This window comes from Leptospira kemamanensis (assembly GCF_004769665.1).
In the GTDB taxonomy this organism is placed as follows: Bacteria; Spirochaetota; Leptospiria; order Leptospirales; family Leptospiraceae; genus Leptospira_A; species Leptospira_A kemamanensis.
Genome location: NZ_RQGG01000036.1, coordinates 34254 through 50730, shown reverse-complemented (window position 1 = coordinate 50730; position 16477 = coordinate 34254). Strand labels below are relative to the sequence as shown.

The window sequence follows — 16477 nt, the reverse complement described above, 5'->3', positions numbered from 1 at the left end:
CCCATGAGCATTCAACAGTTTGGGAACTTAAAAAACGAATGCAACCAAAATCGTTGGGGGAAAACTGCACTTTAAGAGGATTCATATGGCAAATGTAGTGAAAATTGGGGTGATTGGTGGAACAGGACTATACTCAATCGACGGAATGGAAATTCTTAAGGAAATCCATCCAGATACTCCTTGGGGAAAACCATCTGATACGATTACGATTGGTCGGTTCAAAGGAAAAGAAATTGCGTTTTTACCAAGACATGGGAAAGGACATTTTTTAAATCCAAGTGAAGTTCCAGCACGGGCCAATATTGCCGCATTAAAACAGTTAGGCGTCGAAGAAATCATTGCCTTTAGTTCTGTGGGAAGTTTACGACAAGAAATTGCACCTAGAGATTTTGTGATCCCTTCACAAATCATTGACCGAACAAAAGCAAGACATGCAACATTTTTTGAAAATGGAATGGTGGCACATGCACCATTTGCAGATCCTTTTTCCCCTGGACTTGCTAAAAAAGTAGAAGCGGCGGCAAAACAAATCAATCTTCCTATTCATTCTAACAAAACATTGATTTGTATGGAAGGACCTTTGTTTTCTACGAGAGCTGAGTCCCATATGTATCGTTCTTGGGGTGCTGATATCATCAATATGACAGTTTTACCGGAAGCAAAATTGGCACGAGAAGCAGAGATTCTTTACCAAATGGTTTGTATGTCTACAGACTACGATTGTTGGAAAGAAGATGAAGCACACGTGACTCTGGAGATGGTTCTTGCTAATCTTAGCGCGAATGCCGACACAGCAAAAAAATTACTTTCTACGTTAATTGATCATTTAGGAAAGTCGGATGACAATAGTTTGGTGGGAAGTACAAAGTTTTCTCTAGTGACTTCACCAGAAAAACGAAATCCAGAACAAATTGCGAAGTTAAAGTATTTGTTTCCTACTTATTTTTAAGTATGTTGCACGGCCTGCTCCAAAGTCGGAAAAATTTGGAGCAAACTTTTGAGTTTAGTAAGTTCTAACACATAACGAACTTTTTCGGAAGGGGATACAATCCGAATGTATCCCTGTTGTTTTACCAACCGAGAGTGAATTCCAAGACAAACTCCTAACCCTGAGCTATCAATGTAACTGACTTGTTCAAAATTTAAAAAGATATGATGGATTCCTTTGGAAATTAAGATTTCCAAATTTTCTTTCATGACTTGGGAATTGTATAAATTGATTTCGCCAGATAACTCGAAATAAACGGCAGATTCTGGAAGTGGGACAAATTTCTGTTGTAGGACTTCCATTTTGAAGTCTCCACTTTCTACGTTATAATCATCCCAATTTTGAATCATATAGAAATTTCCTTCACCCCATCCGAGATTTGAAACTTGTAGAAGTCTAACGCAAGGTTAAATTTTTGTTGATAACTTTTTTTCATTTCTTCATTTATTTTAGCAAAATGATCTTTTTTGTCTAGTACGAGTACGCACCCGCCAAACCCACCACCTATCATCCTTGCCCCCACTGCCCCGAGAGCTTTGAGAGTGGAAACGATAAAGTCTGTTTCTTCACATGACACTTCGAAATTTTTTGACAACGATTCATGGGTCGCAAAGAGAGCATTCCCTACTGACTCCAATTGGTTGGATTCCAAACCCTGGATGACTTGTTTGGTTCTTTCCCGTTCGGATGTGACATGGATTGTGCGTTTTTTTTCTTCCAGACTTAGGCCACAGAGTTGGAGTTCCTCATCGGATAGAGTTACATCATAGAGTTGGAGAAACTTGGGAAATTTTGCCTGAATTTTTTTTAAGGCGGATTCACATTCTAACCTTCTTTGGTTATAAGCGCTGTCTTTTAAGTTATGTTTTACATTGGAATTGATGAGATAAAATTCATATTCATTTAGATCAAAGTGATGGTAGGTATATTGGAGAGTGTCTGTATTGAGGGAAATACAATCGTTTGCTTTGCCCACAGCAATGATGAACTGATCCATGATTCCACATTTGGTTCCAACAAAATTGTTTTCGGCCTTCTGGCCAATCACAGCGATAGTTTCTTTTTTGATTCCCAATCCAAAACTTTCTGAAATTGCAAAACCCGTGACCACTTCTAAAGCAGCAGAGGAAGAAAGACCTGAACCTTGCGGAATATCACCATCTACTAATAAATCAAAACCAGGAATGGAAAAACCTAACTTTTCCATCTCTTGGATGACACCTGTGATGTAATCGGTCCAAGGAGAGTTTGAATTTTGATGGAAGGGTTTTTCCACTTTCACTGTTTCCTGGTAAGTAACAGAGTGGAATTGGTAATAGGATGTTTGATTGGGTCTTATGAAAACTTGTACAGAAAAATCTATTGCGGCTGGTAATACAATTCCTCCCAAATAATCCACATGTTCTCCAATGATATTGATCCTTGCGGGGGCACCAAACAATCGTGGATGGGAATTTGTTTTTCCAAATATACGTTCAAATTGATTCAAATTTTCTTTACTTCTCAATGAATCCACATCATCTTCCTTTCGATGCTATACTTTATTTTAGGACAGGTGCTATGTCGAATCTAAAAATTTCGGATCGCTTTGTGAAACCTTTTCTTTCTACCTCTCAATTGGAAATAGAATTAGAAAAAGCGGAAAAAGCCCGTCAAACGGTCTTAAATCGAACAGGACTTGGCAAAGAATTTTTAGGATGGGTGGACCTTCCTAGCCAAACCAAAGCAGAAGATTTACAGAACATTCGCAAAGCTGCTGAAATGATTCAGTCCCATTCTCAATACCTAGTTGTAGTCGGAATCGGTGGAAGTTATTTAGGTGCTCGAGCAGTCATCGAAGCACTCACACCCGAGTTTAGCACTCCTGAGACACAAAAGAAAACGGTTAAAATTCTATATGCAGGACATCATTTGGATGCTGATTACCATTTTCGATTACTCGCTTTTTTAGAAAATAAAGAGTTCTCCGTAAATGTAATATCCAAATCAGGAACAACAACAGAACCTGCAATCGCCTTTCGTCTGTTACTTTCTCTGTTAGAACGTAAGTATGGAAAAGAGAATATCAAAAATCGAGTTTTTGCCACAACAGACAAAGCCAAGGGAGCACTCAAACATTTAGCAGATGAATATTGTTTTCCAACCTTTGTCATTCCTGATGATGTTGGAGGAAGGTATTCTGTTTTCACACCCGTTGGACTTTTGCCCATTGCCGCTGCTGGTTTTAGTATCAACAAATTGATCGATGGTGCCAAACAAATGGAGTCAGAATTAAAAACAACCTCCACCAAAGAAGGGAATTTGGCATCTCTCTACGCAGCGATCCGAAATGGATTGTACGCTATAGGGAAAACAACTGAAATTTTTGTTTCTTACAATCCTTCGTTAGGTTATGTATCCGAGTGGTGGAAACAGTTATTTGGTGAAAGTGAAGGGAAAACAGGGAAAGGAATTTTTCCCGCTTCAGTGCAATTTACAACTGACTTACATTCCATGGGCCAATACATCCAAGATGGGGAACGTAAACTTTTGGAAACCGTCATCAAAGTGGAAACTCCCAAACAAGATGTGTATCTCACGGAAAAAACGGACGATAACGATGGACTTAATTATTTGGCTGGGAAAAAACTTTCGGAAGTCAACCAAAATGCCATGTTAGGAACTTTGATTGCTCATAAAGATGGAGGTGTTCCTTGTTTGGAAATCACAATGCCTATCATCAATGAAGAAACGTTAGGTGAACTATTGTATTTTTACGAATTTTCTTGTGCCATTTCTGGTTATATGTTGGGAGTGAATCCTTTTGACCAACCAGGTGTGGAAGATTACAAAAATAATATGTTTGCTCTATTAGGTAAGAAAGGATTTGAAAAACGTAAATCAGAAATCTTAAGTCACCTGGAAACGACTTAAGAATGTTTGAATGTCTTTGAGATGGTTACCAAATACATCTTTGGTTTGGTAACTTTCCCAAAGTTCCTTTGTCCCTAAATCCAAAACATGCCCAGAAAAAATTTCTCCCGTAATCTCACCACGTTTGGCACATTCTTTAAATGTATCGGATAAATCATAATACCGATTGGTTTCTAATTCTGCCAAACACATTGGATTCAAAACTGCAAGTCCAATGTAATAATATTCACCGTTGCCAAAGGACAAGGTTTGGTTTTTTTCAATAGAAATTTTAGTATAATTTTGTCCTTCCGGTATAGGTAATAAATAAAGGTGAATTTTACTTCCATTCGCTAAACTATCTTTAGGCGAAAAATCAGGATTTGGAAAAAATAATGTATCTGGATTGATGAGTAAAATTGGTTCTGAATTTAAATTTTCTCCCAGAGCCGTTCGTATTCCACCTGCAGTTCCGAGTATGATGGATTTTTCTTCTGCTACCGTAAGGGAGAGTCCTTTCCATTTTTGTAAATGGTCAACAATTTGTTCGCCTAAGTAATGTGTGTTGACCCAAATCTTTTGAATTTTCCACAATTGTAATAGATACAAAGCATAATCCAAAAGAGTAATGGATTGGATTTTGAGAAGAGGTTTGGGAGTGTTTTCTGTGAAAGAACCCATTCTCTTGCCAAACCCTGCTGCAAGGACAAATGCATTCATAACTTACGAAATTCCGGATGTAAATTTAATTCGTCTCTCAAACTTCTCACAAAGATATACAATGAATCAGCAAACATTCCTAATTGAATGATCTCTTCTAATTGGTTGAGGCAAGAGAGAATGGATGGTTTGAACTTATCTTTTTTATGATCAACTACCATTCGAAAATAAGTTCCTAATGCTTTAAAGGAGCGTTGTAGGGCTTGTAGATAAAAACTATCTTTGAATTTTTTCGATTGGTCAATGTTTCGTTCTTGAAAGTATTTGAGCATACTCATTCGAAATTCCCTGGGAAGTGGGTAGTAGGCATCATATAAAATCGAAGCCAAATCGTATTGGGGAATACCCATTCTAGCATCTTGGTAATCTATTAAAGTATAATCAGAGTTTGGTGAACGTAATACATTACGACAATGGAAATCCCTGTGTGTAAAAACATTGATTGGATACTTGTCTAAATAACCTACCGTTTCTTCGATAAACGCAGCTGCTTCATTGGAAAACTTGGTTTTGATTTGATATTGGTTTTGGAAGGCAAAATATTTTTCCAATGTAAGATTGGTTTCAAATTTCAGTTTATCTGTATCAAACCTTCTTTGTTTCACAAAACTTGGTGGATCCAAATTTTGTAATTTTAAAATCAAATCAATTAATTTAGGAAATTGGTCTTGGTAATCATTCAGTTGGTAGGAACTAAAATCCAACTTTCCTTCAAATGACATACAAAGGATACCTAAGGAATCGTTTCGATCTAAAATTTTTGGAACATTGATTCCATTGACATCCAAGTAGGTTGAAAGTGTTACGAAATCTTCATTGATGGTATCATCGATACAAACAACTTCTTCTTTTTCGGAATTCGTGATATGAAAGTATCGTCTACTGGATGCTTCTTCTTGTAAGGGAATGATGTTACAGTTTTTGCCGTAACGAGACTTGATGTAATCTAATTGGGATTCGTTGGTTCCAGAAATCACGATACCAACTAGGTTTCGGAAACCTCTGGAAAAATAAAATGAAATTTAGATCCTTTTCCTGGTGTAGAATCAATTTCCAAATGGATTTCAAAATTATCCACGATTTGTTTGACAACAAACATTCCAAGCCCAGTGCCTTTCCCGAGTTCCTTCGTTGTAAAATATGGTTCGTAAATTTTTTCCAAAGTTTCAGGAGACATCCCCTCGCCGTCATCTGTAACGATTAGGTGTCCTTTCTTGTCTTCAAAGTAGGCTTTGATTTCAATGGTTCCAATATTGTTTGTCGCATCTGCTGCATTCAAAAGGATATTGGAAAGCAAAAGAGCAAACTGGTCTGAATTCATTCGGATGGGAATGATTGTATCTGAATCTTCTCGTTTGATTTGGCAGTATTTCAGTTTGGCCGTCTCTTTGAATACTTGTAATACCGAAGAGATTTCAGAATTCAAATTTAGGGTTTCCAATTTTTCATTGGTTGATTTTACGGACTTACCTAATTGTAATAAGTTGGAAGTGAGAGCTCTTAATTTTTCTGTTTGGTTTAAAGTGACTTTTAAAGCACGATCTTTTAACATCAAATCCGCATTTTCACGCGATGCCATTTCTACAAAACCTTGAATGGCGGTTAGGGAATTATTGATTTCGTGACCAATACTGGCAGCAACCACTGACAAAAATGCCCTTCGTTCGGAATGAATCAGTTGTTCTACCATCAATTTCTTTTGAGTCACATCTCGAATCACACCTGTGTAATAAGAGTCACCATCTAGGCTATAGGAACAAATGGCAATGTCTGCAAGAAACGTTGATGAATCTGATCTTTGTAAGGTGACGTCTGATAATTGTAGAGTTGATTTATTTGGTTCTTGGCTGAGTACATTGGATACTTGGTTCATGTACTTTTGCATTTTATTCTCGGTAAATAACATTCGTACATTTTGTCCAATCAAATCAAGGGGAGAATGATAACGAAACATATCAAAACTAGATTTGTTTGCTGAAACAATTACTAACTTGTGATTAATTGTGATTACGGCATCTGAGGTTGCATTTAAGATGGCAGCGTTTTGTCTGTTTAAGTCTAAATTTTGAGTACGAAGTGCTTTTTCCAATTTTTCAGACAACATTAACTTTTCTAAGTCTGAATCTTTTTGGTTTTTTACTTCTAACGCACGTTTTACGACAGATAATAATTGTGTTCGATCAACTGGTTTTGAGATATATTCATAAGCATGATAACGAATCGCGGCTTCAGCAGAAGATAAATTGGGATTACCAGTGATTAGTATCACAGGTAAATTGATATTTTTATCAGCGATGAACTTGGTAAAATCAATACCAGACATTCCAGACATTAGAATATCAGAGATAACAATGGAAAAAGTTTCACCAGATTCAATTCTTTGAACTGCATTTGTGGCCGACTCAGAAAGTTCGATTTGGTAACCTTCTCGTGACAAAACACGTTTTAAGGCGATCCGAATGTCTTCTTCATCATCGATGATTAAAATTTTATCCATTTTCGTCTGTGTGAGCTGGAAGAAAAATTTCTACTTTTGTTCCAACTCCTTCCTTGGTTTTCATATATATTTCACCGCCATGTTCTGCGATGATCTTTTTTGAGATCGAAAGACCGAGACCTGTTCCTTGTTTGTTTCTTCTTGTGGTAAACAAGGGTAAAAAGACCTTTTCTAAAGTCTCATCATCAATTCCTGGCCCATTGTCTTCTACTGAAAAAACCACCCAGTCTTTGTTTTGACTCTTAACAAAGTCAATTCCCAACTCTATTTTTGGGTTCTTACGTGGATTTTCCATTTCCGATAGAGCATTAATTGCATTCACCACACAATTGATCAACACTTGTTCGATCTCCTGCCAACGTACAAAAATTCCAGGTAAATTGGGACCCGCATGGCGAGTGAACTCAATGTTTTTTTTTCGACAACTGACTTCCACAAGCTCACTTGTTCTCACCAAAATATAATAAGGTGATACAAAATCTCGATGTGGACTTTCCATCCGACCCAAATCGAGTAATGCTTTGACTAAATCGCGAATTCGTAAATTGGCAGATTCAATTTTTTTTAAGATATTCCTTCGTTCATTCGGGTCAGCTTCATCAACGGAAATCAAATCTTCCAAATAGAGAAGAGCACTTTGCAACGGGTTATTAATTTCGTGCGCAAGTCCCGCTGCAATTTCACCAATACTTGCAAATTTCATCGATTCGATCAATTGGCGATCCAATCGTTTTGCTTCCGTGATATCAGAAAACACCAACATCACTTTTTTATCATTGGGATCGAGTCTTCTGACAGGAATATACTTAATTTCAAAAGTTTTATCTTCACCTAATAAACGATATTCGAATTCGGCCACTTGAATGGTTTGTGATTGGATGGAATTTTGTAATACCGATGTGAGTTTGGTTTTGAGTTCCAAGTCAAAGTAGTGAAAGATATTTTCGCCCACTTCAAATGCTAATAATTGGAATAATAAAAATTTAAATATAGGAGCAACTTCTAAAATGATTGCTTCTTGGTTTACGATCACAAACCCATTATTGATCGTTGCAAAAAAAGTTTTGAGTTTATCTTCCCCATACTTAATTGTTTTTTCTGCATGTTGAATGATGGAAAGATCTAACAAAAGAATATTGATTTCTTGTTTTGATAGATTTCCTGGATTTGTAAGAAAACTTTGCAGTTGAAACTTCTGTTTCTCTCCAAAGCCAGACTGAATTTCTAAATTTTGTTTTGTGTTTTGTTTGAGAAGTGTTTGTTTTGTTTCTTCCGATAAGGAAAGAATTTCAAAGATGGATTTTTTCCGTATTTGATCTAACGTGAGTGTAAAAAAATCCAAAAATCTTGGATTGGCATAGAGTATATTACCAAAGGAATCCGTTTTTAAAAACGGAATTTCTAATTCATCTTCTTCTTTGTTTGAATTTGTATCTGGTTTTGTGATCCAATCGATGTAGAAAACATAAATGTCTGTGTTTTCATCAAAGAATTCTTTTACAGAAGAAAAACGAATGTTTGCCAACATGATCTCTTCCTTTGTTTTTTTGATTCCAACGGGAGAGGGAAAATTTGCGTTTTGTTTTTCCAATACATAAGCGATCAAATCATTTGGATGATCCAAGAAGGAATCAATTGGTATCGGATTAGTAAATTGAATCTCCAGTTGTTCTTTTAAGATGTCATGGCAAAACAAAATATTCTGGGATTTAAGATCGACGAAAAGGAATCCTTGAGGGGAATGGGAAAGTAACTCCGATAACTTGTGAATTTTTGTTTCCAACATTATGATTAAACTTTTTTACCGAAGCCTTTATCGAAATTATCAGTCCCAGAGACGTAAATCAATGAAAAATATGGGTGGAATTCCCTCTTATGTCAACATGGGAGGCCACCAAATTTTTTATTGGAAATTTGGAAATGGGAACAAAAAACCAATCGTTTTTTTCCATGGTTTACTGGATGAAAGTTTTGGCTTTCGTCGTGTCGTCAAAGAATTGTTAAATGATGGGCATCCACTCTTTGTATTTGATTTGCCTGGATATGGAAAAAGCAAATTACCTCTCGTAAAATACCTTTATCAAATTGATGTTTGGGCAAGTTTACTTTTGGAATGTTTGGAGATTTTAGATTTAAACCAAGTTTGTTTGGTTGGTCATTCGATGGGTGGTCTTATCTCTCAACATCTGGTTTTAGCCGACCGGGCGAAACGTGTGGAAAAGTTAGTTCTTTTGGCGCCAGGGGGAATCCCACATCCGGAACGCGAAAAGATGCGTAAGATTTTATTTCCGAAAACAGAACGCCAAGTGGTTTACCTTTTGCGTTATTTGTATGGAGAAGAATTTCCGGAGCCAGGTTATCTTTTTCGCCATACACTTGTTACCATTTGGAATGATAAACCAAATGAGTATTTACAAGAGAATACATTACGAAGAGAAGATGAAATCTTTTTTGGAGCTAAAATGAAAGGGATTCAAATTCCTACCTTAATTTTGGCAGGTGCTGAAGATGAAATCACTCCACCATTTATGATGGAGCAAATGAAGTCTTATATCAAAAAAAGTAAATTGGTTTGGATTCCCAAAATTCGCCATGCCATCCATTTAGAAAGACCTGATGTAGTGGCCGCCAATATTAGAGAATTTTACAAACGTTAACTATTCCCCATCATCCCCTATGGCATCGACAGGGCACATGGCCATAGCCGCTTTTGCTTGTTTTTCTTCCGTTGGGTTAGTTGGTTGTTTTTTGAAAAAAATGTGCGTTTCGTCCGCATTGTATTCTAAGAGGTTTGGTGCTTCTTTGACACAGTCATTGCAGGGAACACAAGTCTGGTCGACATAGTATTTTCCTGGTACATTCTCGGGTTGTTTGATACTTTTATCTGCCATACAGTATTTTTACTTTTTAACAGACCCCCCCTTATAAAATAAAGCATATATGACGAAAAAGAACATCCTCATCGTAGAGGATGAACCATTCCTCGGACTCAATATCAAACAGAAAATCGAATCCTTTGGTTTTCATGTGATAGCTGTTGTACCATCTGGGGATGAAGCGTTCCAAATCGTTTCAGAAAAAGTGCCTGATCTCATTTTAATGGATATCAACTTAGAGGGATCGCTTGATGGCATCGAAACAGCAGAATCCTTACGCGAACAGTTTTCGGTTCCAGTTTTGTTTTTGACCGGTTTCTTAGATGAAACATCAAAACACCGTATCAACCAAAATTCATCGTATGCTTATCTCATGAAACCTTTCTCCACAGACCAATTGAAAGAAGCAGTCTCTGGATTTATGACTTAAACTTCTTCCTTCCTATCCCAAAATATTAAAAATTCACGATTTCCATCTGCCCCTTGGATAGGAGATTCCTTTAAACCCTTAAAACGAATTTTAGGATCAGTTTTTTTGATTTTATGCCAAACCGTTCGAATCGTATAACCAATCTCATGCGAATCTTTGAGAATTCCTTTTTCGAGTTTGGATGGGTGGACTTCAAATTGGGGTTTGAGAAGAGTGATCCCGAACCAATGGATGTTCGGAAATTTTTGAAATAGAGGAAGTAAATAACCAAAAACAGGAATGAGAGAAATAAAACTTAGATCCATGGTGATCCAAGTTTCCTTTGTGAGTGGTTCTAGAGGAAGAGTTGGTAATTCCTTTAAATGGGTTCGATCATAGACGACCACCTTAGGATCATTTGCGATCTTTTGAGCCATCTGTCCATAACCCACATCGATAGCGAAAACTTTCGAAGCACCGTTTTCGAGTAATACCTGACTAAATCCGCCAGTCGAAGCACCCAAATCAAAACAGGTTTTTCCTTCGATCTGGATATCTTTCCAATGATCAAATGCCCCAAGTAATTTGTAAGCACCACGGGACACATAGGTTTTGATTTTTTCTTTGGTTCGAACTTTGTCTTTCGGTGTAACGAGGGTTCCCACTTTGGAGACAATTACATCATTGATGAGGACGGATCCAGAAAGAATTAAAGATTGGGCATATTTGATGTCTTTCGCATAACCTTCGCGAACAAGAAAAACATCGAGTCTAATTTTTTCTTTCTGCAATGTATTTCGGTAAACCTAAAAAGAATTCATGATGTAAAGAGGGAAGTTCTCTTGCAAAACTGATGGCTTTGTCTACTGATTCGGACCTTAGGGATTTTGCTTTGTCCATTCCAAATAAACCTGGATATGTTAATTTTCCTGCTTTTGCATCTTTCCCTGGTGTTTTTCCAAGTTCTTCTAAATTGCCTTCTACATCGAGAATATCATCTGTGATTTGAAACAAAAGTCCAATCTCTTTCGCATAACGCGAAAGTACGGCCTCTCGTTCTGACCAATCAGGACGTAATCGATTCCCTAATAAAAAGGAAGATTCAATGAGGGCACCTGTCTTTTTTTCATGGATGGAATGGAGTTTGGATTCGCGGTTCGTGGTACTTGGATTTTTTTCTTCTTCGATGTCTTCCATTTGTCCTTGGATCATACCAGTCATTCCTGCACCTGCATGGAGGATTTGGATGGAGTCGCGAATGAGGAAAGGATCGTTTGTTTCCATCATGGATAACAAATAAAAACTGAGAGAGTTGAGTGTGTCACCGGCCAGAATTGCTGTGGCTTCATCAAATTGTTTGTGACAAGTGGGTTTTCCCCGACGTGTGTCATCGTCATCCATAGCTGGTAAGTCATCATGGATCAAGGAATACGTATGAATGCATTCAACTGCCAAGGATGCTAACAATACCGAATCATTTTTGAGATCCGAAACATGTTTGGGTAATTCGGAAGGACCAAAAAACGAATTGAGAACAAAAATAGGTCTTACTCGTTTCCCTCCAGCTTGTAGGCTATACAAACAAGCATCTGTTATGCGAGTTTTGGGAGAAAAAAGTTTTGGTGTAAAGGATTCAAAAAAAGAATCAAAAAGTTGTTTGGAAGTTTGTAAGATGTTGGGGAAGGAATTTGGCACGATGGAAGGAGATCGGTTCTTTAGTAAGAACCGATCTATTCTTGGTTCGAAGCTTAGTTAAGCTCGTATCCTTTGAAGAAAAACGCAATCTCTTGTAATGCGTTTGCTACAGAGTCAGATCCATGAACTGCATTTGCTTCTTTGCTTTCTGCAAATAGAGCGCGGATGGTTCCTGCTTTTGCTTCTTTTGGATCAGTTGCACCAATCACATCTCTCCAATGTGCCACTGCGTTGTCACGTTCTAGTGCACAAGCAACGATTGGACCAGATGCCATGTAAGTGCAAAGGTCGTTGTAAAAAGGACGAGCCGCATGGACTGCGTAAAATTGTTTTGCGTCTTCTAGGCTGAGTTTTAGGAATTTCATTCCTAGGATTTTAAATCCTTCTTTTTCGATTCTTTGAAGGATGTCACCGATGTGTTTGTTTTTCACTGCATCGGGTTTAAGCATGATAAAAGTTCTTTCCATATCTCCAGTTGCTTGGAGAAACCGAAAAAAGCAATCGAATCTTTAGGTGGTTAAAAAACGTACCAAAAGAAAAGAAGTGGGGAGAAGGTCCATTTTTTCAAAACCTAACTCTTCCCAAACATTTAGGTCGATGAGAATCAGTGAATACCCTGTGATTTGGTTGATGGCAATTGGATATGGGTTCAAATCCGTTTCGGGTTGGATGAGGTTTTCCACCTTGATTTTGTTTGATTTCATTCCCTTTAAGGAAGTGAGCTTTTGTGCAAAACCTAAAATTGGATCTTTGTCCCCTTTATAAAGGATGGCCACTCGTTCTATGGATTCGAGTCCGTTGTCAATGAGAACCCCCACGGTGGCAGGACAATAGTTCAAAATGCCTTTGATTTTCCCTCCCGTATAACTGCGAGAAAACAATGGTTTTGCCGCCCCAATGAGGAGGATGTCCGAATGTTTGATTTTAGCAAAATTGACAATTTCATAGGTGACATTGTCTGTGATGCGGTATTCTGTTTGGACTTGGATGCCTAAACTAGAGCCTGTTTGGCGAATCGCTTCAAAACTTGCATCTCGATACTTCCTGATTTCTTCGTTCGATAGGGAGTCGTTAGGCGAAATATGTAAAGCAATGATTTCTAAGTTTTTCTTTTGATTTCCAGAAAGGGAAAATGCAAATCGAACCAAACTTTTACCCATTTTTTCTTGGGCAAAGGCAACTAAGACTCGGAGTTTGCTATCGGATGGTTTCTCAGGATAATTTGTATTTGCTGTCTTAGCAAAAAACTTTTGGATCCCATCCAGAAGTGGTCCTGTAGAAAGTGTGGTGACAAGAGCCATCAGGACAAAGACAGCAAAAATTTCGGGACTGAGGATTCCTAAATCATAACCAATATTGAGGACTACGAGTTCCATTAGGCCTCGTGTATTCATGAGAGCCCCAATGGATAAAGAGTCTTCCCAATTGGAACCTGCGATCTTAGCGGCAAATGCACTTCCAATGAACTTACCGACAACTGCTACAAGTAAGACAAGACCAAAAACTAACCAAAGGTGAGAACCATTGAGAAGAGTGACTTCTGTCCGAAGTCCTGTGATCACAAAAAAGATGGGTAAAAATAAGATGACAGCGATGTCTTCGATCTTTTCAGCAATGAGTTTTTTTAAGTTCCCTTCTGTTGGCATAATCACACCAGCTAGGAAGGCACCGAAGAGTGCATGGATCCCAATCACTTCTGTTGTGAGAGAGGATAAAAACAAGATCATTAAAATCAAAGCAACGGCTGTTCTTGTTAGGTTCTCTCGGGAAATATAAATGGAACCCAATCGTTTGAGAAAGGGCGCCACCAAATAAATCATAGTTAAGATATAAGCAAATGACAAACCGATCGTAAATAAAGCGGTGTTGAGGTTACCTGCTTTAGAGATGGTCACAATGATCGCAAGTAGGATCCAGGCAGTGATGTCATCTGCCGCCGCACAAGTGAGCACCATGGCACCGAGTGGAGTCCGTGTGAGATTTCGTTCTTGAAGAATGCGTGCAAGAACTGGAAACGCAGTGATACTCATTGCAATTCCCATAAAGAGGGAAAAGGATAAAAATCCTACGTTCTCTGGAGCATAATCTGTGTAAAAAAAATAGGCCAAGGTCATCCCTAAAAAGAAAGGGAAAATGATACTCGCATGACTGATGATAATTGCGGAATGCGCTTTGTTTTTGAGAACAGAAAGATCAAGTTCCATCCCTATGATGAACATAAACAAAACGAGACCAATTTGGCTTAAGGTTCCGAGTGTAGGAAGGCTTGCAGGTGGGAATAAAAATCCCATCGTTTCAGGAAAGTAGTATCCGAGAAGGGAGGGTCCGAGTAAAATCCCGGCAACAATTTCTCCCATGACCGAAGGTTGTTTCAACTTTCTTGTGAAGAGATATCCAACTAAACGAGCACTCCCACATACCACGATGATTTGGATGAAGAGTAATGCGAGGGGATGGTGGAAACGATTGAAGAAGTTTTCTGTATCTAAATGTTCACTGGCAGTGATGGTTAGGTTTTTTGCGATTTCTAAAGCACTACCTGCTTGGAGTAGGTAATAACCCAAAGACCCAAACACCAACAAAGTGAAACCGTAAAATACAGAAGAACGAGTTTTCATAGACCCTCAAGGTTCCGATCAAACGGAGAATTTTTTCACAAGTGCTTCGCCAACAACATCTGGTACTTGATTGGATACAGCTCTGCCGTGTCTTGCTACTTCTTTGACGATTGTGGAGGACACAAAAGAGTACTCATTGTCTGCCATTAAGAAATAAGTTTCAATTTCAGGGGCTAATTTTTTGTTCATCAGGGAAATTGCATATTCATAATCAAAATCAGTGACCGCACGAAGGCCACGAAGGATGACTCGTGAATTTTTTTCCTTACAATAATCCACAGTCAGGCCTTCAAAGGAATCAATTTTGATTTTGTCCCAACCTTGGAAAACCTTTCCAATCATCTCCACTCGTTCTTCCGGTGAAAAAAGAGATGTTTTTTTGGAATTAATCGCAACGGCGATGATGATTTCCTCAAAAAGAGGATGGGCTCGCCGTATCATGTCTAAATGTCCATTGGTAAATGGATCAAACGAACCTGGGTATACGGCGATATTTTTCATCTTAGTGATTTACCCTTGCCCATTCTTTCATTGGAAGGCCATACAAATTGATAAACCCTTCGGCATCATATTGGTTGTAAAGTTCTTCCTTTTCAAACGTTGAGAGACCAGCGTTGTACAAGGATTTGTTGGACTTTCTTCCCACAACTGTACAATTTCCTTTGTACAATTTGATACGAACGGTTCCATTCACATACTTTTGTGTGTAGTCCATATAGGCACGAAGTGCATTCATTTGGTTGGAATACCATTGGCCATTGTAAATGTATCTGGCAAATTCTTGAGAGAGTTCGTCTTTTTTGTGTTGGGTGTCTCTGTCAAGAGTGATGGATTCTAAATCACGGTGAGCAATGTGGAGGATGGTTCCACCAGGTGTTTCGTATACACCACGAGATTTGATACCAACGAGTCTGTTTTCAACGATGTCTACACGACCCACGCCGTTTTTTCCACCTAAGTCGTTTAAGGTTTCCATCACTTCGAGTGGATTCATTTTTTTACCATCGATGGCTACACAGTCACCATTCTCAAAATCCAATTCCAAATAGGTAGGTTTGTCTGGAGCTTTTTCTGGCGAAACAGTTAGGATAAACATATCCTCTTTTGGTTCGTTGAATGGATCTTCTAAAATTCCCCCTTCAAAGGAAAGATGCATTAGATTTCGATCCATGCTATAAGGTTTAGCGGCTGTTACGGGAACAGGGATCCCTTTTTTCTTCGCATATTCGATAAGATCTGCTCGGCCACCAAAATTCCATGTTCTCCATGGAGCAATGATTTGTAAGTTAGGCGAAAGAGCTTTGAAAGTAAGTTCAAAACGAACTTGGTCATTTCCTTTTCCTGTGGCACCATGGGAAAACGCATCGGCCCCTTCTTTTTTGGCAACTTCTGCCATCGCCTTAGCGATGAGAGGACGTGCGAGAGAAGTCCCGAGTAAGTAACGCATTTCATAAATGGCATTTCCACGAATGGCAGGGAAAATAAAATCACGTGCAAATTCCAAACGTAAGTCTTGGATATAAACTTTGGAAGCCCCTGTGTTTTTTCCTTTTTCTTCTAGGCCTGTCAGTTCTTCTTTTTGACCCACATCGGCACAAAAAGCGATGACTTCACAACCATAGGTATCTTTCAACCAAGCAAGGATGACTGAGGTGTCGAGTCCACCTGAGTAAGCGAGAACGATTTTTTTGGGAGCAGGTTTCTCTTTCATAGAATAAGGTCAAAATAAAAGAAAAAACCAAGAACACAATTAAATATTGTCTGAATCGAATTACTATCATA

General features: G+C 38.3%; 17 protein-coding genes. 4 read left to right on the top strand and 13 right to left on the bottom strand.

Features of this window, described 5'->3' with window-relative positions; genetic code table 11:
* Positions 1-85: 85 nt before the first annotated feature.
* Entirely contained in the window at positions 86-949 is an 864-nt protein-coding gene (mtnP, locus tag EHQ59_RS13000; RefSeq protein WP_135620081.1) for an S-methyl-5'-thioadenosine phosphorylase, read from the top strand.
* Here the strand turns inward: mtnP and EHQ59_RS12995 are convergent.
* Both EHQ59_RS12995 and galK read right to left on the bottom strand, forming a co-directional pair.
* Positions 946-1338 (bottom strand): STAS domain-containing protein, encoded by a 393-nt coding sequence (locus EHQ59_RS12995; protein ID WP_135620080.1) that lies wholly within the window; start codon positions 1336-1338, stop codon positions 946-948. The genes mtnP and EHQ59_RS12995 overlap by 4 nt on opposite strands.
* Complete coding sequence (galK, locus tag EHQ59_RS12990) at positions 1335-2504, bottom strand: galactokinase (RefSeq protein ID WP_135620079.1); 1170 nt, start codon at positions 2502-2504, stop codon at positions 1335-1337. The genes EHQ59_RS12995 and galK overlap by 4 nt, the downstream gene beginning before the upstream one ends.
* A gap of 44 nt (positions 2505-2548) precedes the next feature.
* On the opposite strand from galK, the gene EHQ59_RS12985 reads away from it, so the two are divergent.
* Positions 2549-3901, top strand: coding sequence for a glucose-6-phosphate isomerase (locus EHQ59_RS12985; protein ID WP_135620078.1), 1353 nt, complete (start codon positions 2549-2551; stop codon positions 3899-3901).
* Here EHQ59_RS12985 and EHQ59_RS12980 read toward each other — a convergent pair.
* From EHQ59_RS12980 to EHQ59_RS12965, 4 genes are read right to left on the bottom strand one after another with little or no spacing between them, the layout of a single operon-like run.
* Positions 3878-4600: a nucleotidyltransferase family protein gene (locus EHQ59_RS12980; RefSeq protein WP_135620077.1), complete on the bottom strand. Its 723-nt coding sequence runs from the start codon at positions 4598-4600 to the stop codon at positions 3878-3880. The two genes, EHQ59_RS12985 and EHQ59_RS12980, sit on opposite strands and share 24 nt — an antisense overlap.
* Positions 4597-5577, bottom strand: coding sequence for a phosphotransferase (locus EHQ59_RS12975; protein ID WP_135620076.1), 981 nt, complete (start codon positions 5575-5577; stop codon positions 4597-4599). Before EHQ59_RS12975 ends, EHQ59_RS12980 begins: the two co-directional genes overlap by 4 nt.
* Positions 5578-5585: 8 nt before the next feature.
* Entirely contained in the window at positions 5586-7097 is a 1512-nt protein-coding gene (locus tag EHQ59_RS12970; RefSeq protein WP_135620075.1) for a hybrid sensor histidine kinase/response regulator, read from the bottom strand.
* Entirely contained in the window at positions 7090-8883 is a 1794-nt protein-coding gene (locus EHQ59_RS12965; protein WP_135620074.1) for an ATP-binding protein, read from the bottom strand. The genes EHQ59_RS12970 and EHQ59_RS12965 overlap by 8 nt, the downstream gene beginning before the upstream one ends.
* A 1-nt stretch (position 8884) precedes the next feature.
* On the opposite strand from EHQ59_RS12965, the gene EHQ59_RS12960 reads away from it, so the two are divergent.
* Complete coding sequence (locus EHQ59_RS12960) at positions 8885-9754, top strand: alpha/beta fold hydrolase (RefSeq protein WP_244245532.1); 870 nt, start codon at positions 8885-8887, stop codon at positions 9752-9754.
* Here the strand turns inward: EHQ59_RS12960 and EHQ59_RS12955 are convergent, their stop codons facing one another.
* Positions 9755-9988, bottom strand: coding sequence for a ferredoxin (locus EHQ59_RS12955; RefSeq protein ID WP_135620073.1), 234 nt, complete (start codon positions 9986-9988; stop codon positions 9755-9757).
* Between the two features lie 49 nt (positions 9989-10037).
* On the opposite strand from EHQ59_RS12955, the gene EHQ59_RS12950 reads away from it, so the two are divergent.
* Positions 10038-10403 carry a response regulator gene (locus tag EHQ59_RS12950; RefSeq protein WP_135620072.1) on the top strand — a complete coding sequence of 122 codons (366 nt, stop codon included), beginning with the start codon at positions 10038-10040 and terminating at the stop codon, positions 10401-10403.
* Here the strand turns inward: EHQ59_RS12950 and EHQ59_RS12945 are convergent.
* From EHQ59_RS12945 to EHQ59_RS12920, 6 genes are read right to left on the bottom strand one after another with little or no spacing between them, the layout of a single operon-like run.
* On the bottom strand, positions 10400-11173 hold the full coding sequence (locus EHQ59_RS12945; RefSeq protein WP_135620071.1) for a TlyA family RNA methyltransferase: 774 nt from the start codon (positions 11171-11173) through the stop codon (positions 10400-10402). The genes EHQ59_RS12950 and EHQ59_RS12945 overlap by 4 nt on opposite strands.
* Complete coding sequence (locus tag EHQ59_RS12940) at positions 11154-12080, bottom strand: polyprenyl synthetase family protein (RefSeq protein WP_208652401.1); 927 nt, start codon at positions 12078-12080, stop codon at positions 11154-11156. The genes EHQ59_RS12945 and EHQ59_RS12940 overlap by 20 nt, the downstream gene beginning before the upstream one ends.
* A 50-nt stretch (positions 12081-12130) precedes the next feature.
* Positions 12131-12544: a nucleoside-diphosphate kinase gene (locus EHQ59_RS12935; protein WP_012387121.1), complete on the bottom strand. Its 414-nt coding sequence runs from the start codon at positions 12542-12544 to the stop codon at positions 12131-12133.
* Positions 12545-12586: 42 nt separating this feature from the next.
* Positions 12587-14695 carry a cation:proton antiporter domain-containing protein gene (locus tag EHQ59_RS12930; protein ID WP_135620069.1) on the bottom strand — a complete coding sequence of 703 codons (2109 nt, stop codon included), beginning with the start codon at positions 14693-14695 and terminating at the stop codon, positions 12587-12589.
* An 18-nt stretch (positions 14696-14713) separates the two neighbouring features.
* Entirely contained in the window at positions 14714-15196 is a 483-nt protein-coding gene (gene coaD / locus EHQ59_RS12925) for a pantetheine-phosphate adenylyltransferase (protein ID WP_135620068.1), read from the bottom strand.
* A gap of 1 nt (position 15197) precedes the next feature.
* A complete protein-coding gene (locus tag EHQ59_RS12920) occupies positions 15198-16406 on the bottom strand; it encodes an argininosuccinate synthase (protein ID WP_135620067.1) in 1209 nt (402 codons plus the stop codon).
* Positions 16407-16477 lie beyond the last annotated feature (71 nt).